9 protein-coding genes are annotated in these 16,350 nt (G+C 71.9%); 4 read left to right on the forward strand and 5 right to left on the reverse strand.

The window, feature by feature from the left end; genetic code table 11:
• Window positions 1-697 precede the first annotated feature (697 nt).
• Window positions 698-1,993: a metallophosphoesterase gene (locus POL72_RS39310; RefSeq protein ID WP_272101993.1), complete on the reverse strand. Its 1,296-nt coding sequence runs from the start codon at window positions 1,991-1,993 to the stop codon at window positions 698-700.
• A 790-nt stretch (window positions 1,994-2,783) separates the two neighbouring features.
• Here POL72_RS39310 and POL72_RS39315 point away from each other — a divergent pair.
• Window positions 2,784-4,193: a glycoside hydrolase family 6 protein gene (locus tag POL72_RS39315; RefSeq protein ID WP_272101994.1), complete on the forward strand. Its 1,410-nt coding sequence runs from the start codon at window positions 2,784-2,786 to the stop codon at window positions 4,191-4,193.
• A 286-nt stretch (window positions 4,194-4,479) separates the two neighbouring features.
• Window positions 4,480-5,409 (forward strand): LysR family transcriptional regulator, encoded by a 930-nt coding sequence (locus POL72_RS39320; RefSeq protein WP_272101995.1) that lies wholly within the window; start codon window positions 4,480-4,482, stop codon window positions 5,407-5,409.
• A 90-nt stretch (window positions 5,410-5,499) separates the two neighbouring features.
• On the opposite strand, the gene POL72_RS39325 is transcribed toward POL72_RS39320, so the two are convergent.
• Window positions 5,500-6,579, reverse strand: a complete 1,080-nt coding sequence (locus POL72_RS39325) for a Cdc6/Cdc18 family protein (protein WP_272101996.1) — start codon at window positions 6,577-6,579, stop codon at window positions 5,500-5,502.
• A gap of 72 nt (window positions 6,580-6,651) precedes the next feature.
• The gene (locus POL72_RS39330) at window positions 6,652-7,335 is read right to left on the reverse strand and encodes a DsbA family protein (RefSeq protein ID WP_272101997.1); all 684 of its coding nucleotides are present in this window, start codon (window positions 7,333-7,335) and stop codon (window positions 6,652-6,654) included.
• Window positions 7,336-7,731: 396 nt separating this feature from the next.
• Here POL72_RS39330 and POL72_RS39335 point away from each other — a divergent pair, with 396 nt between their 5' ends.
• Window positions 7,732-10,674, forward strand: coding sequence for an Eco57I restriction-modification methylase domain-containing protein (locus POL72_RS39335; RefSeq protein WP_272101998.1), 2,943 nt, complete (start codon window positions 7,732-7,734; stop codon window positions 10,672-10,674).
• Window positions 10,675-10,729: 55 nt separating this feature from the next.
• Here the strand turns inward: POL72_RS39335 and POL72_RS39340 are convergent, their stop codons facing one another.
• Window positions 10,730-11,200 (reverse strand): response regulator, encoded by a 471-nt coding sequence (locus POL72_RS39340; RefSeq protein ID WP_272101999.1) that lies wholly within the window; start codon window positions 11,198-11,200, stop codon window positions 10,730-10,732.
• A 471-nt stretch (window positions 11,201-11,671) separates the two neighbouring features.
• Entirely contained in the window at window positions 11,672-13,993 is a 2,322-nt protein-coding gene (locus POL72_RS39345) for an SdrD B-like domain-containing protein (protein ID WP_272102000.1), read from the reverse strand.
• 859 nt (window positions 13,994-14,852) lie between these two features.
• Here POL72_RS39345 and POL72_RS39350 point away from each other — a divergent pair.
• Entirely contained in the window at window positions 14,853-16,256 is a 1,404-nt protein-coding gene (locus tag POL72_RS39350) for a hypothetical protein (RefSeq protein WP_272102001.1), read from the forward strand.
• The last annotated feature ends 94 nt before the right edge of the window (window positions 16,257-16,350 follow it).

Genomic DNA, 16,350 nt, shown 5'->3' on the forward strand with positions numbered 1-16,350 from the left:
GGCTCAACGCGTGATGGTCCGGGTAGTAGAAGATCCGCCCGGCGTCCGGCGCCCGGACGTCGATCGGCTTGCCGCGCGGGCAGAGCACGAACCCGGCCCCTCTCACGATCCCGCGCCAGATGTCGCAGTGCCATTCGGGCCGATCGCCCGCGCCGTGCGCGACCACGAGCAGGGGCCGCGGCCCCACGCCTCGCGGCGTCACGACCACCGCGGGGCCGAAGTCCGGGACCTCGAGCTCGATGAGCTCGGGCTCGTCCGCGGGCGGCGGAGGATCCGGCGCAGGCGGAGCCGCGCCCTGCGGAGCGCGCTCCTGCGGGGCGGCGGGCGGATCGCTGCGGCCGACACGGCCGAGAGGAGCGGCGAGCGGCGCTCGCGCGCACCCCTCGGCGCCGATCGCGAGCGCGATCCCGAGGAGGAGCGCCCGCCGGGGACCCGAGGCCGTCGGCGCGCGCTGACGTGCCGCGCGCATCGCGCGTGGTGCACGCCTCTCAGGCATCGCGCGTGTCGTACGGGTCGCACGTGTTGCGCTCATCGCACATCGGAGGGTGAACACCCTCAGCACGGGAATCAAGGATCCGAGAACATGCCTGTCCCGGAGACCATCGGAGTGCCCGGGAGCTCGCGGGGGCCTTCTGCAGATCGACGCCGAGCTCGGCCGTCTGCTCGCCGGCGCCATGCGAGCTCGTCGGGCGCGACGTCAGGCGGCGACGAGGACGATACGGCTCACCTCGGGCGGCGCTCCGACGCGGGCGGGCGGTCCGGCGGTGCCAAAGCCGCGGTTGATGTAGAGATGCGAACTGCCACGCTGGTAGAGCCCGGCGACGTAGCCGTGGGGGAGCAGCAGCTCGGCGGGCCGCACGAGGAGGTTGATCTGGCCTCCGTGGGTGTGGCCGCTGAGCTGCAGGGCCACCTCGCCGGCCGCCTCCGGGAAGAACACGGGGTTGTGGCAGAGCAGCACGCGCGGCAGATCGCGGGGCACGTCCGCGAGCGCCCTGCCGAGGTCCGGACCGCCGCCGGGGACCCGCCCTCGCGCCCACACATCGTCGACGCCGAGCAGCGCGAAGGCGCCGCCGGGCCCACCCACGACGCACCCGCGGTTGCTGAGCACGCGCGCGCCGCCGCGCTCCAGCGCGCCCAGCGCCGCGTCGATGCCGGCGAAGTGGTCGTGGTTGCCCGGGATCGCCGCGACGCCATGCCGAGCGAGCGGGCCGAGCCTCCGCGTGAGGCGCCCGAGGTGGTCGGCGTACCTCGGATCGAAATCGACGAGATCACCCGTCATCACGACGAGATCGCCGCGGGCCTCGCGCACGAGATCCTCGGCGGCGCGCATCTCCGGCTCGCCGACGAACAGCCCGAGGTGGATGTCGGACAGCTGCACGATGGTGAACCCGTCCAGGCTCCGCGGCAGGCCCGGTATCGGGATGGCGACCTCTTCGATGGTGTAGTCGTGTCGCCCGAGAAGCGCGCCATACACCGCGCTGCCGCCGCCGATGAGGAAGGCGGAGCCAGCGGCCCCGGTCGCGAGGAAGTCGCGGCGGGCGAGCGCCGGCAGCTCCACCGGCGGCGGGAGCGGCAGGGCCGCGGGGCCGCCTTCCTCTCGCGCTGCTCCCTCCTCGAGGCGAGGCGTCGCGTCGGCAGGGCGGCTGGTCCCGCCTTCCGCGGGTCCGGCCGCCGTCGCGCGCCGGAGCGCGGCGCCCCCGAGCCGGGCGATCAGCCGGCCGAGGTCCACGACGGCGAGCAGGACCGCGGAGATCAGGACGCCGAGCGAGAGCGTGCTGCCGGCGAGCCCCATCCCGCGGAGCACCCCGTCGGGCAGCGCGCCGCGCCCGAGCCGCGCGAAGATCATGGCGATGATGCCGGCGGCCAGCAGGCACGCGAGCGCGCGCCGGGCGCGCACACCCAGGCCGAGCAGCCCGGAGGCGCGCCGATGCACGTACAGGCCCAGGACGCCGACGACGAGGGCGAGGATCAGCGAGACGACAGCGATGCGCATGGGGGGGCTCTGCACGAAAGGGGGGACGGAAGCCTAACCGATCGGCGACGGCCGGCCAGAAAGCGCTCCGTGACGGCCGGGTGACGCCGACGCGCTGCGACGGATCGAGCGACACGAGCGAGGCGCGGACGTGGCGTGCGATCCCGCTCGCCGTCACGTCATGAGCGCCCGGCTGGGAAGCGGTCCACGCGCAGGCCGCGGGCGAGCGGCGCACTCCGCCCCTCGACCTCGGACGCGCCATGGCGCCATGCGTCGCCATCTCGCATGACGCCTGGCGCAGAGCGCCGAGCAGCCCCAGTATGCGTTGACGCTCGGAGAGGCGGAGTTCGTCGTCGCTGGCAACCTTGGAAATAGAACTGAAACCCTTCTATCGGTCTGCCGTGTCACACTGCCGTGTCACATCCGGGCGCAGCCGTGCTCGCAACTGTGGAGTCGCGGTGGTTGCGCGTTGCGTTGAGTGGATGAGTGGATGAGCGGAGGGCGCTCACCCCCGCCGCCGGTGCGTTCTCCCCTTGCAGAACCGCTGCAGCTGCTCGCGGCTGGCCGCGCGGAGGAGGCACGTGTGACGCGCGTCGAGAGGGGTCGGTCGTTTCAGCGTCCGTGGAAAAATACCTACATGGCGCACTGTTAACGCAGCCGCGCTGGCGTGGGATAGCCGTCGTTTGTCCTTGCCCGAGAGATGCCTTTGGTCTAAATTCGGCCCGCTATTTGACGCGTTGAATTGGCCTGGTTTCTTCGTTGAAGTAATGAAAGGCTTAATATGCTGAGAAGGAATGCGCATCAGCTGGGGTTGGCAACGTCGGTTGCGGTGATCCTTGCGCTCACCGCGTGCGGCGGGGACGGCGGGAGCGGTGACACGAACGGGACGGGCGGGGGCGGCAACACCAGCGGCGTGGGCGCGGGCACCCCGACGAGCAGCGGCGTGGGCGCGGGCACCCCGACGAGCACCGGCAACGTCGACCCGACGACGACGAGCACCGGCAACGTCGACCCGACGACGACGAGCACCGGCAACGTCGACCCGACGACGACGAGCACCGGCAACGTCGACCCGACGACCAGCGCGGCTTCGGGCGGCGGCAACTGCTCTCCTGCGGTCGACATCACGGCGCCGAGTGGCAACCCGTTCGCGGACGCGACGCTGTTCGTGGACCCCGGTTACGTGACCAAGGTCGACTCGTCGATCGCGATGGTCACGGATACGGCCCTGAAGGCGAAGATGGAGAAGGTCAAGGAGATCCAGACCGCGTTCTGGCTCGACACGATCTCGGCGGTCAGCAAGCTTCCGGCCTACCTCGACGCGGCGCTCAAGCTCCAGAACGAGCTCTGCAAGCCGGTCACGGCGCTCATCGTCGTCTACGACCTTCCGAACCGCGACTGCCACGCCAAGGCGTCGAACGGCGAGCTCCACCTCAATGAGAACGGCGCCCAGCGGTACAAGGAAGAGTACATCGCCCCGATCAAGCAGATCCTCGCCGCTCACTCGGGTCAGCGCATCGCCGCGGTCATCGAGCCCGACTCGCTCCCCAACATCGCGACGAACCTCGGCACGGAGAACTGCGACGAGGCGACGGCGCAGGGCTACCGGGACAACGTCGCGCACGCGCTCAAGGAGCTCAATATGCCGCACGTGTACCAGTACATCGATGCGGCGCACTCGGGCTGGCTCGGGTGGCCTGACAACCAGAAGAAGGGCGCCAAGATCTTCGCCGAGGTCATCAAGGCCGCCGGCAGCCCGGCCAACGTCCGCGGCTTCGCGACGAACGTCGCGAACTACACGCAGCTCAGCTACACCACGGAGAAGTACGAACAGCAGAGCAATCCCTGCTACGGCGAGCTCGACTACGTCGATGCCATGGCCTCGGCGCTCTCGGCCGAGGGCCTCGGCGACAAGCACTTCATCATCGACACGAGCCGCAACGGCGTCGGCAACATCCGGGACGACTGGGGCTACTGGTGCAACAACAAGGGCGCCGGCATGGGCCAGCGGCCCAAGGCCAACCCGGGTGGCGCGACGAACCTCGACGCCTACGTGTGGGTCAAGCCGCCGGGTGACTCCGACGGTGTGGGCCAGTCGGGCCAGCCGCGCTACGACTCGTTCTGCGGCATGCCGAACGCGGACACGCGCGCGCCGCAGGCGGGGCAGTGGTTCCACGATTACTTCGTGGAGTGCGTGAAGAACGCCAATCCGCCGCTTTGACGGGCGGGTCGGCCTGCTTCAAGCTGTGACGAGCGCGCTCGGCTGAGCGCGCGGCCGGCGGCCGGGGCAGGCGAGGAGCGTGAGAAAAAGGGGTCTACCTTCCCGCGGACGACGCGGGCCCGCTGGAGGGTAGACCCCTTGGAAAAACGCTCCTCGCCTGTCCTGGCCGCCGCGCCGTTTTCAGGGACATCACCAGAGCAAAGGGCCCGCGGCCTTTGGCGGGCGGGCGCACGCACCCACCCACCCTGCGACCGCACCGCTGCGCGCCGTGGCATGGTGATGCGCGGTGCACGACTCCATCACGCTCGAACAGCTGCGCACGTTCATCGCGGTCGCCGACGAGGGCAGCTTCTCGGCCGCGGCCAGGAAGCTCCGGCGCGTCCAGTCGGCCGTGAGCCACGCGATGGCCAACCTGGAGAGCCAGCTCGGGGTCGCCCTCTGGGATCGGTCGACGAGGATCCCGGCGCTGACGGAGCACGGCCGCGTCCTGCTCGCGGCCGCGCGGCGGGTGTCCGCCGACGCGGACGCGCTCAGCAGCACGGCGCAGCGGCTCGCCGGCGGCCTCGATCCGCTCGTGTCGCTGTGCGTCGACGCCGTCTTTCCGCTGTCCGCGCTCGTCGATCTCTGCGTCGAGTTCGCGCGCGTCTACCCCACCGTGGAGCTCGTCGTCCACACCGAGACCATGGCCGCCGTCGCCGATCGCGTCCTCGACGGCACATGCCAGCTCGGGGTCGTGGGGCCGACGGCGACGGCCCAGGGGCTCGAGCGCCAGCACCTCACGTCGGTGCGCATGGTCCCTGTCGTCGGCAAGACACACCCGCTCGCCGCCGCAGGGCCGCGCGGCGCGCGCGTCGCGACCGAGCAGCTGCGCGAGCACGTGCAGATCGTGCTGAGCGAGCGCGGCGGAGCGCGCTCGCCGGAGCAGGCCGTCCTGTCCCCCCGCACCTGGCGCGTCGTGGATCTCCAGACCAAGCGAGAGCTCCTGTGCGCGGGGCTCGGCTGGGGGAACCTGCCAGAGCACATGATCCGCGACGACCTCAGCGCCGGGCGCCTGGTCCGCCTCTGGCCGGCGGCGTGGGGAGACGACGAGCACGTCCTGCCGCTCGCCGTGGTCCACAGGCCGGGCCTCGTGCAGGGGCCCGCGGGGCAATGGGTGCTGAAGCGCCTCGTCGAGCTCTGCCGCCAGCACGTGGGGGGCCCGGAGGCGCCGCGGTGACCTGAAGTCGAGCGGGGATCGAGCAGGGAGAGCAGCGAGCGCGTCCATCGACGCTCGCGCTCGCACGGGCTCTCGGAGCCGGCGCGGGCTTCAGAGCGAGAGCCGCGACAGCAGCTCGTTCACGCGGAGCGCGGCCGCGACGCTCCCGATGTCGTGCGCGTAGTCCATGGCCGCGAACAGGTGGGTCTGCTCGAGATCGAGCCGCTCCGGAGAGCGCTCGAGGAGCGCCACGTAGTGATCGAAGAAGCGGCGCTGATCCATCTGCGTGCGCTTCAACACGGCGTGGCGCACCGTCGCGTGCAGCGCGAAGCGGCCCGCGAACGGCTCCTGCACCAGCCGGAAGCGGCGCAGCGAGGCCAGCGCGTCGCCGGCGCGCCGTCCGGCCCGCGCGAGCTCTGCGAGGGAGCCCTCGTCGATGTGGTCGCCGTTCGAGTGCGCCAGCACCGCGAGCATCCGCCGCGCCGGCGGCGAGAGCCCGCGGAAAGCCCACGCGACGAGCAAGCCGACCTCGGGGAGGTCGTCCTCGTGATCGATGACCTGCACGCGGTCGACGCCGCCCGCCACGAGCCACCGGTGGAGCTCGGCGACGTCGGCCGCGCCGCTCTCGACGATCGCGTCGGCGAGCTCCAGGGAGACCGGGTTCCAGCGGAGCAGGCGGGTCAGCGAGGCGACCGCAGGGAAGGGGCTCCGCCCGGAGGTCACGAGCGGCGCGATGACCGGAAAGATGGAGACGCCGGCCACGAGGCAGCGCCGCGCCGTGATGACCCAGGTCACCGCCTCGTCGCGGAGGCCGTCGAGCAGCTCGGCGACGGCGCGGTCGTGCTCGTGGTTGTCGAGCACGATGAGCATCTCCCCGAGCGCCCGCAGGCGGCTCCGCAGCGCAGGCAGCGATGGCGACGGCCCTGCCCCGAAGCGGAGCGACAGCATGCCGCGCAGCGTGCGCGCGTCCCATGCGCCGACCCGGAACCAGTGGATCCCGCCGGGGAGCTCGCGCGCGAGCTTGTGCCCGAGCGCGCACGCGAGCGTCGACTTGCCGCTGCCGCCGGTGCCGACGAGCGCGACGCGGGTCGGGCGCGACGCGCGGACCGTCGCCACGAGCGTCGCGAGCTCGCGGCGACGGCCGCGCAGCGAGGGGGGGCGGGGAGGGAACACGAGCGGCGATGCGGTCATCCCCGCGCGAGCGTACCAAAAAGCGCGCGAGGCGCCGGTGCCCGTCGCGGCGGTCGCGGCGGTCGCGGCGGTTCACCCGGGCGGTTGCGGCTCGAGCATGATCTCCTCTATCGCGCGGGAGATCGGCTCCGGCGACATCGAGGTGAGGCGGAGCCGGCGGGGCTCCTGCCCCTCCCGGATCAGGAACAGCGCCGGCACGCCCCGGACCTGGAGCGCCACCGCCTCGGCCCGCGCGGCCTCGAGCTGCTTCACGACCTCCGGGCTGTCGCGCTGCGCCATCGCTCGATCGGCGTCCACGCCCGGCACCTCGGAGGCGACGCGCAACAGGAGCTCGTCCGTGATCGCCGGGCGCTCGCGCTCCTGGAGCCGGAAGAAGCGGTCGACGAAATCGAAGAGTCGATCCTGCATCCCGACCGCCGCAGCCATGCGCGCAGCCTGCACGGAGCTCGGACCGAGGAACGCGAGATTCCGGAATACGAGCTTCACCTGCTTCGTCCTCACATGGCGTTCGAGGACCACCGGCAAGATCTCGAGCCCGTAATCCCGGCAATGCGAGCAGCGCAGATCCGAGAACTCCACCAGCGTGATCGGCGCGTCCGGGTCCCCGAGGACGATGCCGTCCTGGGGAATGCCGGAATAGAGGTCAATCCCGCCGGCGACCGCGCCGGTGGGCTCCTGCGCAGGGTCCTCGCTCGCGCCGTGGCACGCCGAGATCCCGAGCAGGAGCGCGGCGAGCAGGGCGCCGCGCCGCGCCACGGCGCCAGCGCGTGAATTGCGTGAATGAGCGAGTGCGTATCGTTCGAACAGCTCAGGATTCATTCTTGAGCATGCGGCACGAACCATACCTCCATGGGCCGCGTGACAGAGATGCTTTCACGAGGATCTCGGTAAACCGTGCTGGGTGAGGACCTCCGGGCGAGGAAGGACTCCTCTCCAGCGCGCCGCGCGGCTCGAGGAGCGGCACGGGCAAGCGCCGAGATCGCCGGAAGGGGTCGGGGCATGGAGGTCTCCTCTCGGCGTTCCTCCCGCCGTGGCGGTCCGCGCGGCCCGCGGCCGGCCGCGGGCCGCGCGGACCGCCACGGCGGGGCGCGACGCCGCGCCGGGGCGCTTGCCTGCACCCGGTCTCATCCGCAATGCTGTTGCGGAACCTGCGTGTCCTCGGAATGCCCTCAGCTCAGCGCCGCCCTGGGCCGCGACCGTGAACGGGGCGGCGCCTTCGCCCCGCGCGGCGCCGCGAGGGGAACGGGCGCGTCCCTCGACGGATCCGGGCCGTCCGCCGACGGCGTGGCGCGGCAGCTCCGGGACCAGGCGCAGGGCGCGCTCGGCGAGGTCCTCCGCGGCTTTCAGGCGGCGGATCCCCAGGGCGGCGACGTCGCATGCGCCGGCTCCGCTGAAGGGCGGCGGCGCCTCCGCGCCGGACTCGTGTCCGCGTTGATGCGGCTCATCTTCCTCCTCTACGCCGAGGCGCGCGGCCTGCTCGCCGGCGCGGAAGGCGGCGGCGCGCCGCTCGCTCGGCTCTTCGAGGATCTCCAGGAAGAACGGCGACGGCAGGGAGACGACCTCGAGCGCCGCCACGGCGCATGGGCGAGGATCGCGGCGCTCTTCCGCGCGCTCCGCGATCGCGGTCCCGGGAGCGCGCGCGGCGGCCTCTGCGATCCGGACGCCCATGCCTTCCTGGAGGGGAGACCGTGGCTCAGCGACGGCGCGCTCCACCGGGTGCTCTCGGCGCTCCTCGTGCACGACGGCGTGCCGCTGCGCTACGGCGAGCTCGAGGTCGAGCACCTCGGCACGCTTTACGAGGGCCTGATCGCCTTTGACCTCGAGATCGCCGAGGGCGAGTCGATGGCGCTCTTGCCGTCGCACATCGTCGTCGATCTGGAGGCGCTCCTCGCCCTCCCCGGCCGTGACCGGCTCGCGCGGCTCGAGGAGGCGGCGGACCTGAAGCTCGGCGCGCGGCCGGCAGCGCGCGTCGCCGCGGCCGGAAGCGTGGCCGAGCTGTCGCAGGCGCTCGCGCGACGCGCGTCCCCGCGGCACCCGGATCGGATCGCGCGGGGCGCGCTCTACCTGCAGCCGGGGCAGCTCCGGCGGCGCGCGGGCTCGTACTACACGCCGCGGGAGATCACGTCGCACGTCGTCGAGCGCACGCTGTCGCCGCTGCTCGACAGGGATAGCCGGCCGGCGGCGCCCGCGGATGTCCTCGCGCTCGCCGTGTGCGATCCCGCGATGGGGTCCGGCGCGTTCCTGGTGGAGGCATGCCGCCAGCTCGCCGCGCGCCTCGTCGAGGCGTGGCAGAGCGCCGGCGCGGCGCCGCCGCTCGCACGCGCCGAGCCGCCGCAGCCGCCGCTCGCTCGCGCGATGGCGCTCGTGGCGGAGCGCTGTCTGCACGGCGTCGACCTCGACCCGCTCGCGGTCGACCTCGCCAGGCTATCGCTGTGGCTCGTCGTGCAGGACGCGCGCCTCCCGCTGAGCTTCCTCGACGGCAAGCTCCGCTGCGGCGATAGCCTCATCGGCGCCGAGCGCGCGGAGGTCGGCGGCTTCCCGGCCGCCGCGAGGCTGCCCGGGCGCAGCGGGGAGCGGCAGACACGGCGGGCCCTGCTGCGGCAGGCCCCGCTGCCCCCGCGGCCGGAGGGCGCGCCGCCGGAGGACGCCGAGGTGGCGCCCCGCGCTGGGCCGGAGGACGCCGAGGTGGCGCCCCGCGGTGGGCCAGAGGGCGCCGAGGTGGCGCCCCGCGGTGGGCCGAAGGGCGCCGAGCGAGCGCTCGGCGATGGGCCCGAGGGGGCGGACCAGGCGGCGCTCGACGCCTGGATGGCCCTGTGGTTCTGGCCGCCGGCGGGCGAGCTCGCGGCCCTGGCGCCGGCCCCTGCCACGTTCGCGCGCTACATGGCCGCCGCGCGCGAGCCGGCCGATCCGCGGGCGGCGCTGTCGCGGCGCATCGCCGAGGAGCGCCGGTTCCTGCACTGGGAGCTCGCGTTCCCCGGCGCCTTCGATCGCCCCGAGCCGGGCTTCGACGCCGTGATCGGCAATCCTCCGTGGGTCGCGTACGTCGGCCGCGCGGCGCAGCCGATCGCGCCCGAGGTCTTCCACCTCCACCTCCGGAGGAACCCGGCGTTCCACGGTTACCGCTCGCTGCACGGCCTGTTCGTGCACCGGGCCGCATCGCTGCTGCGGCCGGGTGGGCGGCTCGGCCTCGTCATCCCCACGTCGGTGTCGGATCTCGATGGATACGGCCCGACGCGGCGCGCGCACGACGCGCTCTGCGCCGTGGACTCCGACCTTCCGAGCTTCGGCAGCGACGCCTTCGACGGCGTGTTCCAGCCGTGCATGGGCCTCCTCTCGACCCGCCTCGCCCCCGCCGCCCCGCGGGCGGCCGCGATCGCCTCGTGGCCGCTCGCGCGTTCGGATCTCGACGTCGTGTCCCGCCGGCTCCTCGAGCGGCTCGGCGCGCTGCCCCCCCTGCCAGCGGCCCTGTTCGGCGAGCGCGGGTTCCAGACGACGGCCGAGGACGCCGAGCGCATCCGGCGCGCGGACACCCCGGAGCCGCCTTACTCCTGCCCCATCCGGGAGGGCGCCGACGTGGGCGAGCTCATCGCGCGCGCGCCGCGCCACCACGTCGATCGCGCCGGCGTGAAGGGCCGCTTCCGGAAGGACGAGGACTGGAAGGCGGTGCGGCTGCTCATCCGCCAGACCGCCCGCTATCCGATCGCCGCGCTGAGCGACGGCCTCCCGTTCCGCAACTCGATCCTGGCCGGCTTCTCCGACGCCACCTGGAGCGAGTTCGCGCTGCTCTGTTATCTCAACTCCTCTCCTGTCCGCTGGTGGCATTACACCCGTCACCGGGACGCGCGCGAGGGCATGCCGCAGGTGAAGATCGCGCACCTGCGTGCGATCCCTGCGCCCCCGCCGGCGGGAGCCGCCCTGATCGCGGCGCTCGACGCGCTCGGACGGGAGCTCGGCCCGGCGAACGCGGGGCTGCCAGCCGACGCCCGGCGCCACCTGGACGGCACGGTGGCGAGCATGCTCGAGATGACCGAGGAGGAGCGGGGCTGTGTCGCGCGCTGGGCGGCGGCGACCCCGCTCCCGCGGCCGGACGGCTGAGCGGCGGCCCCGGCGCGCGCAGGCGCGCCCCCTCGTCAGTCCTCGTCAGTCCACGTCAGTAACCGCCGTCGAAGCCGGGCGCGTCCTTCAGGTTGAACAGGACGCTGCGGAGGTCGTCCAGATCGAACGGCTTCTCGAAGACGGCCGACGCGCCCAGGCTGCGCGCGGTCGCGTGGAGGTGCGGCTGGCCGAACGCCGTGATCAGGATGACCGGCGGCCGGCGCCTCACCTCGGCGAGGCCCTCCAGGATCTCCATACCCGAGAAGCAGGGCATCTGGATATCGCTGACGATCGCGTCGATCGGCTTCGGGGGGTCCTCCCCACCCAGGCAGGGCGCCACCTTGTCGAGCAGCTCGAGGCCGTTGCGCGCCTCGGACACCTCGAACCCGTCGCTGCGGAGCGCCATGGCGATCGTGGACCGGAAGTCCTCGTCGTCTTCGGCCAGGACGATATGCCGGCCTTTGCCGAACAAGCCGCAAGGCGGGACCAGGGGCTTATCGCCAATCCAGCTTTCCGTCAGGTTCATGGCAACTTCTCCTTCTTCTGGCCCGCCAATGCTGCGTGTTGGACCGTTTACCGCGGTCCTCGGAGCTCAGCCCCGCAGGATTTGCAGCGCCCGTGCCATGCTGTCCTGCCTTGCGGTGGAGCGGCCTCGACGGGTTCGACCCCGCTCCTTGGCGGGGCGCTGTTCGAGGCGTAGGCGGCGCCGGCGGGGGCTCCCTTCGGGGCGGCAGGGGCAATTTGCCGCGGAAGGGGCAGATCACGCCCATAAGGGGGCATAGGGTGTCCACGCGCGTCGAGGAATGTTCCGTCCTGAGTACGGGGTGGCCATCCCCGCCAGGCGCGGCGAGGAGGCGGAGGGCAGAGGAAGGCGGGAAGGAGGAGGGGAGGCGAGGAGGGGAGGCGAGGCGAGGAGGGGGAGGCTGGCCAGCGTCGGCGGCTCTCCAGGCTGGTCGCTTGGAGCGCGCGCTGGCCCGGGGGCGCTCGCCACTATGTCTCAGCGGCCGCAGCCGCGGTCATGGTCGCGATCGTTGCGGTTGTCCTCGCAGTCAAGGTCGTCACGGTGGGGGGCGCAGAGAAAGCCGTTGTTGTACTTGTCGAGTCTCTCGGCCAGGGGCTCGCCGGTCGCCCAGGGCGCGTTCCTGCTGCAGTTGTCCTTCACGTTGCTGCCGAGCGGGTACTTCTTGAGCCAGGCGTCGGCCTTGGCGATGGTGTCCTCGATGCAGCTCGACTGGTTGCCGATACCGACGTTGAGCTTGGCGACGATGAGGTGCTTCGCGATGATGTAGGTGACGTCGCCCCGCGTCGGACGGCTGATGATATCGAGCAGCTGGGACTTCGTGTACGTCTTGCCGCCGATGGTCAGCTTCGTGATCTTCCAGGCGTTCGGGTGGTTCTTCCAGTAACCGGGGGAGCCGGTGCCGGGGGAAGAGCACTTGCAGACGCCGCAGTCGGCGGCGCAGCTCGAGCAGTTCTCGACGCCCGCCTTGCAGACCCCATCGCCGCAGACCGGCGGGCAGGCGCCGCAGTCGCCGGCGCAGTTCGAGCAGGTCTCACCGACCGCGCAGACCTTGTCGCCGCAGACCGGCGGGCAGATGCCGCAGTCGCTCGGGCACTCGAGGCAGTTCTCGCCGGCCTCGCACCTGTCGTTGCCGCAGACCGCGGGGCAAGCGCCGCAGTCGCCGGTGCAGTTCGAGCAGTCCTCACCGTTCTCGCAGACGTTGTTGCCGCAGACCGCGGGGCAGGCGCCGCAGTCGTCCGAGCAGCTGCCGCAGTCCTCGCCGGCCTCGCAGGTGCCGTTGCCGCAGACCGGCGGGCAGGTGCCGCAGTCGGCCGCGCAGGTGCTGCAGCTCTCGCTGCCGTTGCAGGTGCCGTCGCCGCAGACCGGCGGGCAGACGTCGCAGTCGGCGCTGCAGCTGCCGCAGTCCTCGCCGATCTCGCAGGTGCCGTTGCCGCACTGGGGCGGGCAGACGCCGCAGTCGACAGCGCAGCTGGAACAGCTCTCGTCGCCGCTGCAGACGCCGTTGCCGCAGGAGAGCCGGTAGCCGAAGTCCGCGTCGAGGAGGTCTTGTGCCCAGCCGAGCGAGACCACGCCCACGTTGTCGAGCCCGCCATCGGGATCGGCCGTCGGCTCCTGCCCGGCGAGCGGGCCGCTCGTCATGAAGTTGTCGGGCGTGATGACCACCGAGTAGGTGCCCGCCGGGAGCGTGTCGAAGAGGTAGAAGCCGGGCTGGCCGGTGTAGGGGCTCGTGCCGGTGATGGTGAAGTCGATCAGCTGGGCCCCCTGGAACAGCTCGACACGGACGCCGTTGACGCCGAGCTCGCCGGTCTCCGGCTCGTAGAGCCCGTCGGCGTCGCTGTCGAGCCAGACCGTGTCGCCGATCGACGAGTAGGTCACGTAGCCGAAGTCGGCGTTGGCCACGTTCTCACCCGCGTCGAGGGACACGCCGATCGGCTCGTCGTCGCTGGTCAGGATGTGGCCGAGCGGGAGCGTCGTGTCGTCGACGTCGACGACGTAACAGCCCGCCTCGAGCTCGGTGAAGCGGTAGACGCCGTTCGCGCCGGTCACGGCCGTCTGGAGCAGGGCGCCGTCGCCGACGCCGTCGCAGTTGGCGTCGCCGAAGAGGTCGACGACGACGCCGGAGATGCCGAGCTCGGAGGCGTCCTCGACGCCGTCCGCGTTCGCGTCGAACCACACCTTGTCGCCGATCGAGCCCTTCGGCGCCGTGTAACAGACCTCGAGGAGAGGGCGGTAGCCCATGTCGGTGTGGGCGCTGCCCTTGTACGATGTCTTTCCGCTGGCGCCCTCCTCGAGGAGGATCCCGTAGCTCGGCGACGTCCCGTTCACCCAGTCCTGCACGATGCCGGTGAGATCGACCGTGCTCCACCCGGTAACGTTGGGCACGAACGAGGTGAACGCGGCGGGGTCCATGCCGCCGAAGCTGTTCCACGTGACGAGCTCCTCGCTCCAGGGGGCGAGCACCTGGTGGACGTACACGGTCTTCGCGGTGCTCGTGTACGTCAGCGCGTAGAAATTGGCCGACGTGACGAGAGAGCCGGCGGGGATGGAGCTCAGATCGAAGCGGAACAGGGCGCGCTTCTCTCCGACCGAGCTGGAGTACCCGGTGTTGACCTCGAACGGGGTCGGGACGTGGTAGCTCGGGGCGAGGCTCCAGATCTCGGCGTTGTAGACGTCGCCCAGGACACCCCGCTTGATCACGGTGCACGTGGGAGACGGAGCGGTGGTGTTGGCGAGGCTGGTGGCGGTGATGAACAGCGTGGCGAGCGCGGCAGAAGATGCGATTGCAAACTGCTTCATGGGTAGCTCCTTGAGGTCCTCACGGGTGAACCATTGCTGGAGCGTCATCCGAATAGCAGGCACCATGACTCACGGGTCAGGCGAGGTCGGTTTCGCGGGCTCCGGTCGGAATGAGCCCCGCGGGCTGATCAGGATCGGATCGAGTACGCGGGTGCTTTTGCTTCGATCGGAAAGCGGATGCGCAAGGTGACAGTATTCAAGTTAGCAACTCAGAGATGAAAGTGTCCAGGTCTTTTTGGTGGTAGACGGGAGAAAGTTATCGAGTTGTACGGTGACAATTTTGGGTCGTGCGGTGACGCTTTTCGTCTTCTCGCGGTCTGTTCGCCGTCTGTTCGCCGTCTGTTCACGGTTCGTGGCGACGAGCGCAGTTTGGCCCATCGAGTTCGATCGCCAGAACACTCGCCAGCTCGACGGTCGGTGCGCAGCTCGCGGCTCGCGGCGGGGGGCGCCGGGCGTTCGGCGACGTACGGCGACGCTGAGCAGCCCTCTCCGACCCTTCGCAGGGGTCGAGGGACGAACAGGATCGGATCAGGTACGCGGGAGTGCCTGACGAGATTTGATGCAGAACGCACACAGGACCATTTTTAAAGATAACGAGTCTTTACTTTGCCTGTCTAGATCCTTTTTCGGGGCGTGAGCATTTTGTGTGGCTCTTGGTTTCGGGTACGGGGGGCCCGGGCGTTGCTTGTCACGCGGCGCTCGTTAGGCGGAGCGAGCAGGCTGCGTCGCGGTTCGCTGCGATCATCTGGCGTCAGTTGCATCCTGCGCATCCTGCGCATCCTGCGCATCCCGCGCCGCGCGGGCGGCGCTCCAAGCCTGCCGGCTGCCGCCCGCGCGCGGGCGCTGCTACGGTTCGGCTGTGCGACGCCCGCTGCTCGCCTCGTCCGCCCTGTTCGACGCGCTTCGCCTCGCGTCGCTCGCGTCCATCGTCCTCGCCGTCGTCATCCCCCGCGCGGGCGCCGCGCAGGACCTGCCGACGCTGAGCGGGTCCTGGACGGCGAGCGCCCTCACGGAACAGTGGTCGGTCGCCGCCTGGGGGCAGGCGTGCGGGCCCAGGCCGCGCCCGCAGGGCGCCCCGGGCGGCGCCGTGCAGATCCAGCAGCACGGCTCGGAGCTCTCGATCTCGGGCGCCGGACGGTCGTGGAGCACCGCCGAGTGCTGGGAGCAGATGCCCGGGCTCGCGCGGAGCAAGCACTCGGCCTCTGGCAACGCGCGCTCCTGGCAGACCCGCTGCACGACGCCGGCCAGCGACCCCCGCCGGGCCGTGGTCACCACCACGACGCAGGCGACCGACGCCAGCATCAACATGGTGGAGACGGGGCAGTACCAGTTCATCATCCAGGACACGACCTGCAGCGCGTCCGTGACGAGGACGCGGGCCTACACGCTCGTCCGGCGCGAGGGCGAGGCGCCCCCCGCGGCGAGCGCCCCGCCGCCGGTGGCGAGCGCTCCGCCGCCGGCGGTGTCCGCGGCGCCCGCCGCAGCCGAGAAGAAGCCCGCGGCCTCGCGCACCTGCGACGCCCCCGGCGAGCCGGCGCGCCTCGAGGTCACGCCGTCGCGCAAGCTCATGCGGCCGGGCGAACGCTCTCAGTTCCGCGCGCTGGTCATGGATGCGGGGTGCGCGCTCCCGACGAGGCCCACGTGGTCGATCGCGCCGGGGCCGCTCGCGTCCGCCGCGACGGTCGACGCGACAGGCGCCCTCTCGCTCGGCGCCGGCGCGGGCGAGGGGGCGCTCGGCCTCGTCGCGTCCGTCGCCGGAAAGGGGGTGACCGTCGCGATCGAGGTGACGAGCCCCGATCGTTACGACGCGCTCCTCGCGACGAGCGGGCTCAACGAGGCGGGCGAGAGCGAGCAGGCCGCCGTCGTGGTGATCGCGGCCGGCACCATCGGCGGGCGCACGACCTCGGGCGAGGACCTGGGACGCCAGCGCAAGAACCTGTTCGTCGCCATCGTGGGTGGGGTCGCGGCCTGCCTCGGATTTGCCGGGTTGATCCTGCTCCGCCGAGGCCGACGGCGGACAGGAGGCGAGGTGGAAGGCCCGGCCTCCATGGCCGGTGCCGCCGGCGAGCACGACAGCGCAGGCGCCGAGGGAACCCCGGCGCCCTCGGAGGCCTCGCTCGCGGGCGTCGCAGGGTCAGCCGCGGCGCCGGTCCGGCGGACGCTGCGGGCTCGTGGAAAGATCTGCCCAACCTGCGGCGACCGCTATCCGAGCGAGGCGATGTTCTGCGGGAAAGACGGCACGCAGCTGCTCCTGCTCAATTGATCGCGCCACACTGCGCGCTGCGGCTGCGCGGGACGTGGACGCGCGCTGCGTCATCGGGCGGCGCTGCGCCGGCGCGATCATAAAAGAAGTCGCC

Source organism: Sorangium aterium (genome assembly GCF_028368935.1).
Taxonomy (GTDB): domain Bacteria; phylum Myxococcota_A; class Polyangia; order Polyangiales; family Polyangiaceae; genus Sorangium; species Sorangium atrum.

Bases quoted from the DNA above. Each gene is read 5' to 3' on its own strand.
- POL72_RS39340 (WP_272101999.1), bottom strand. From the start codon at position 11,200: ATGAACCTGACGGAAAGCTGGATTGGCGATAAGCCCCTGGTCCCGCCT.
- POL72_RS39310 (WP_272101993.1), bottom strand. From the start codon at position 1,993: ATGCGCATCGCTGTCGTCTCGCTGATCCTCGCCCTCGTCGTCGGCGTC.
- POL72_RS39325 (WP_272101996.1), bottom strand. From the start codon at position 6,579: ATGACCGCATCGCCGCTCGTGTTCCCTCCCCGCCCCCCCTCGCTGCGC.
- POL72_RS39345 (WP_272102000.1), bottom strand. From the start codon at position 13,993: ATGAAGCAGTTTGCAATCGCATCTTCTGCCGCGCTCGCCACGCTGTTC.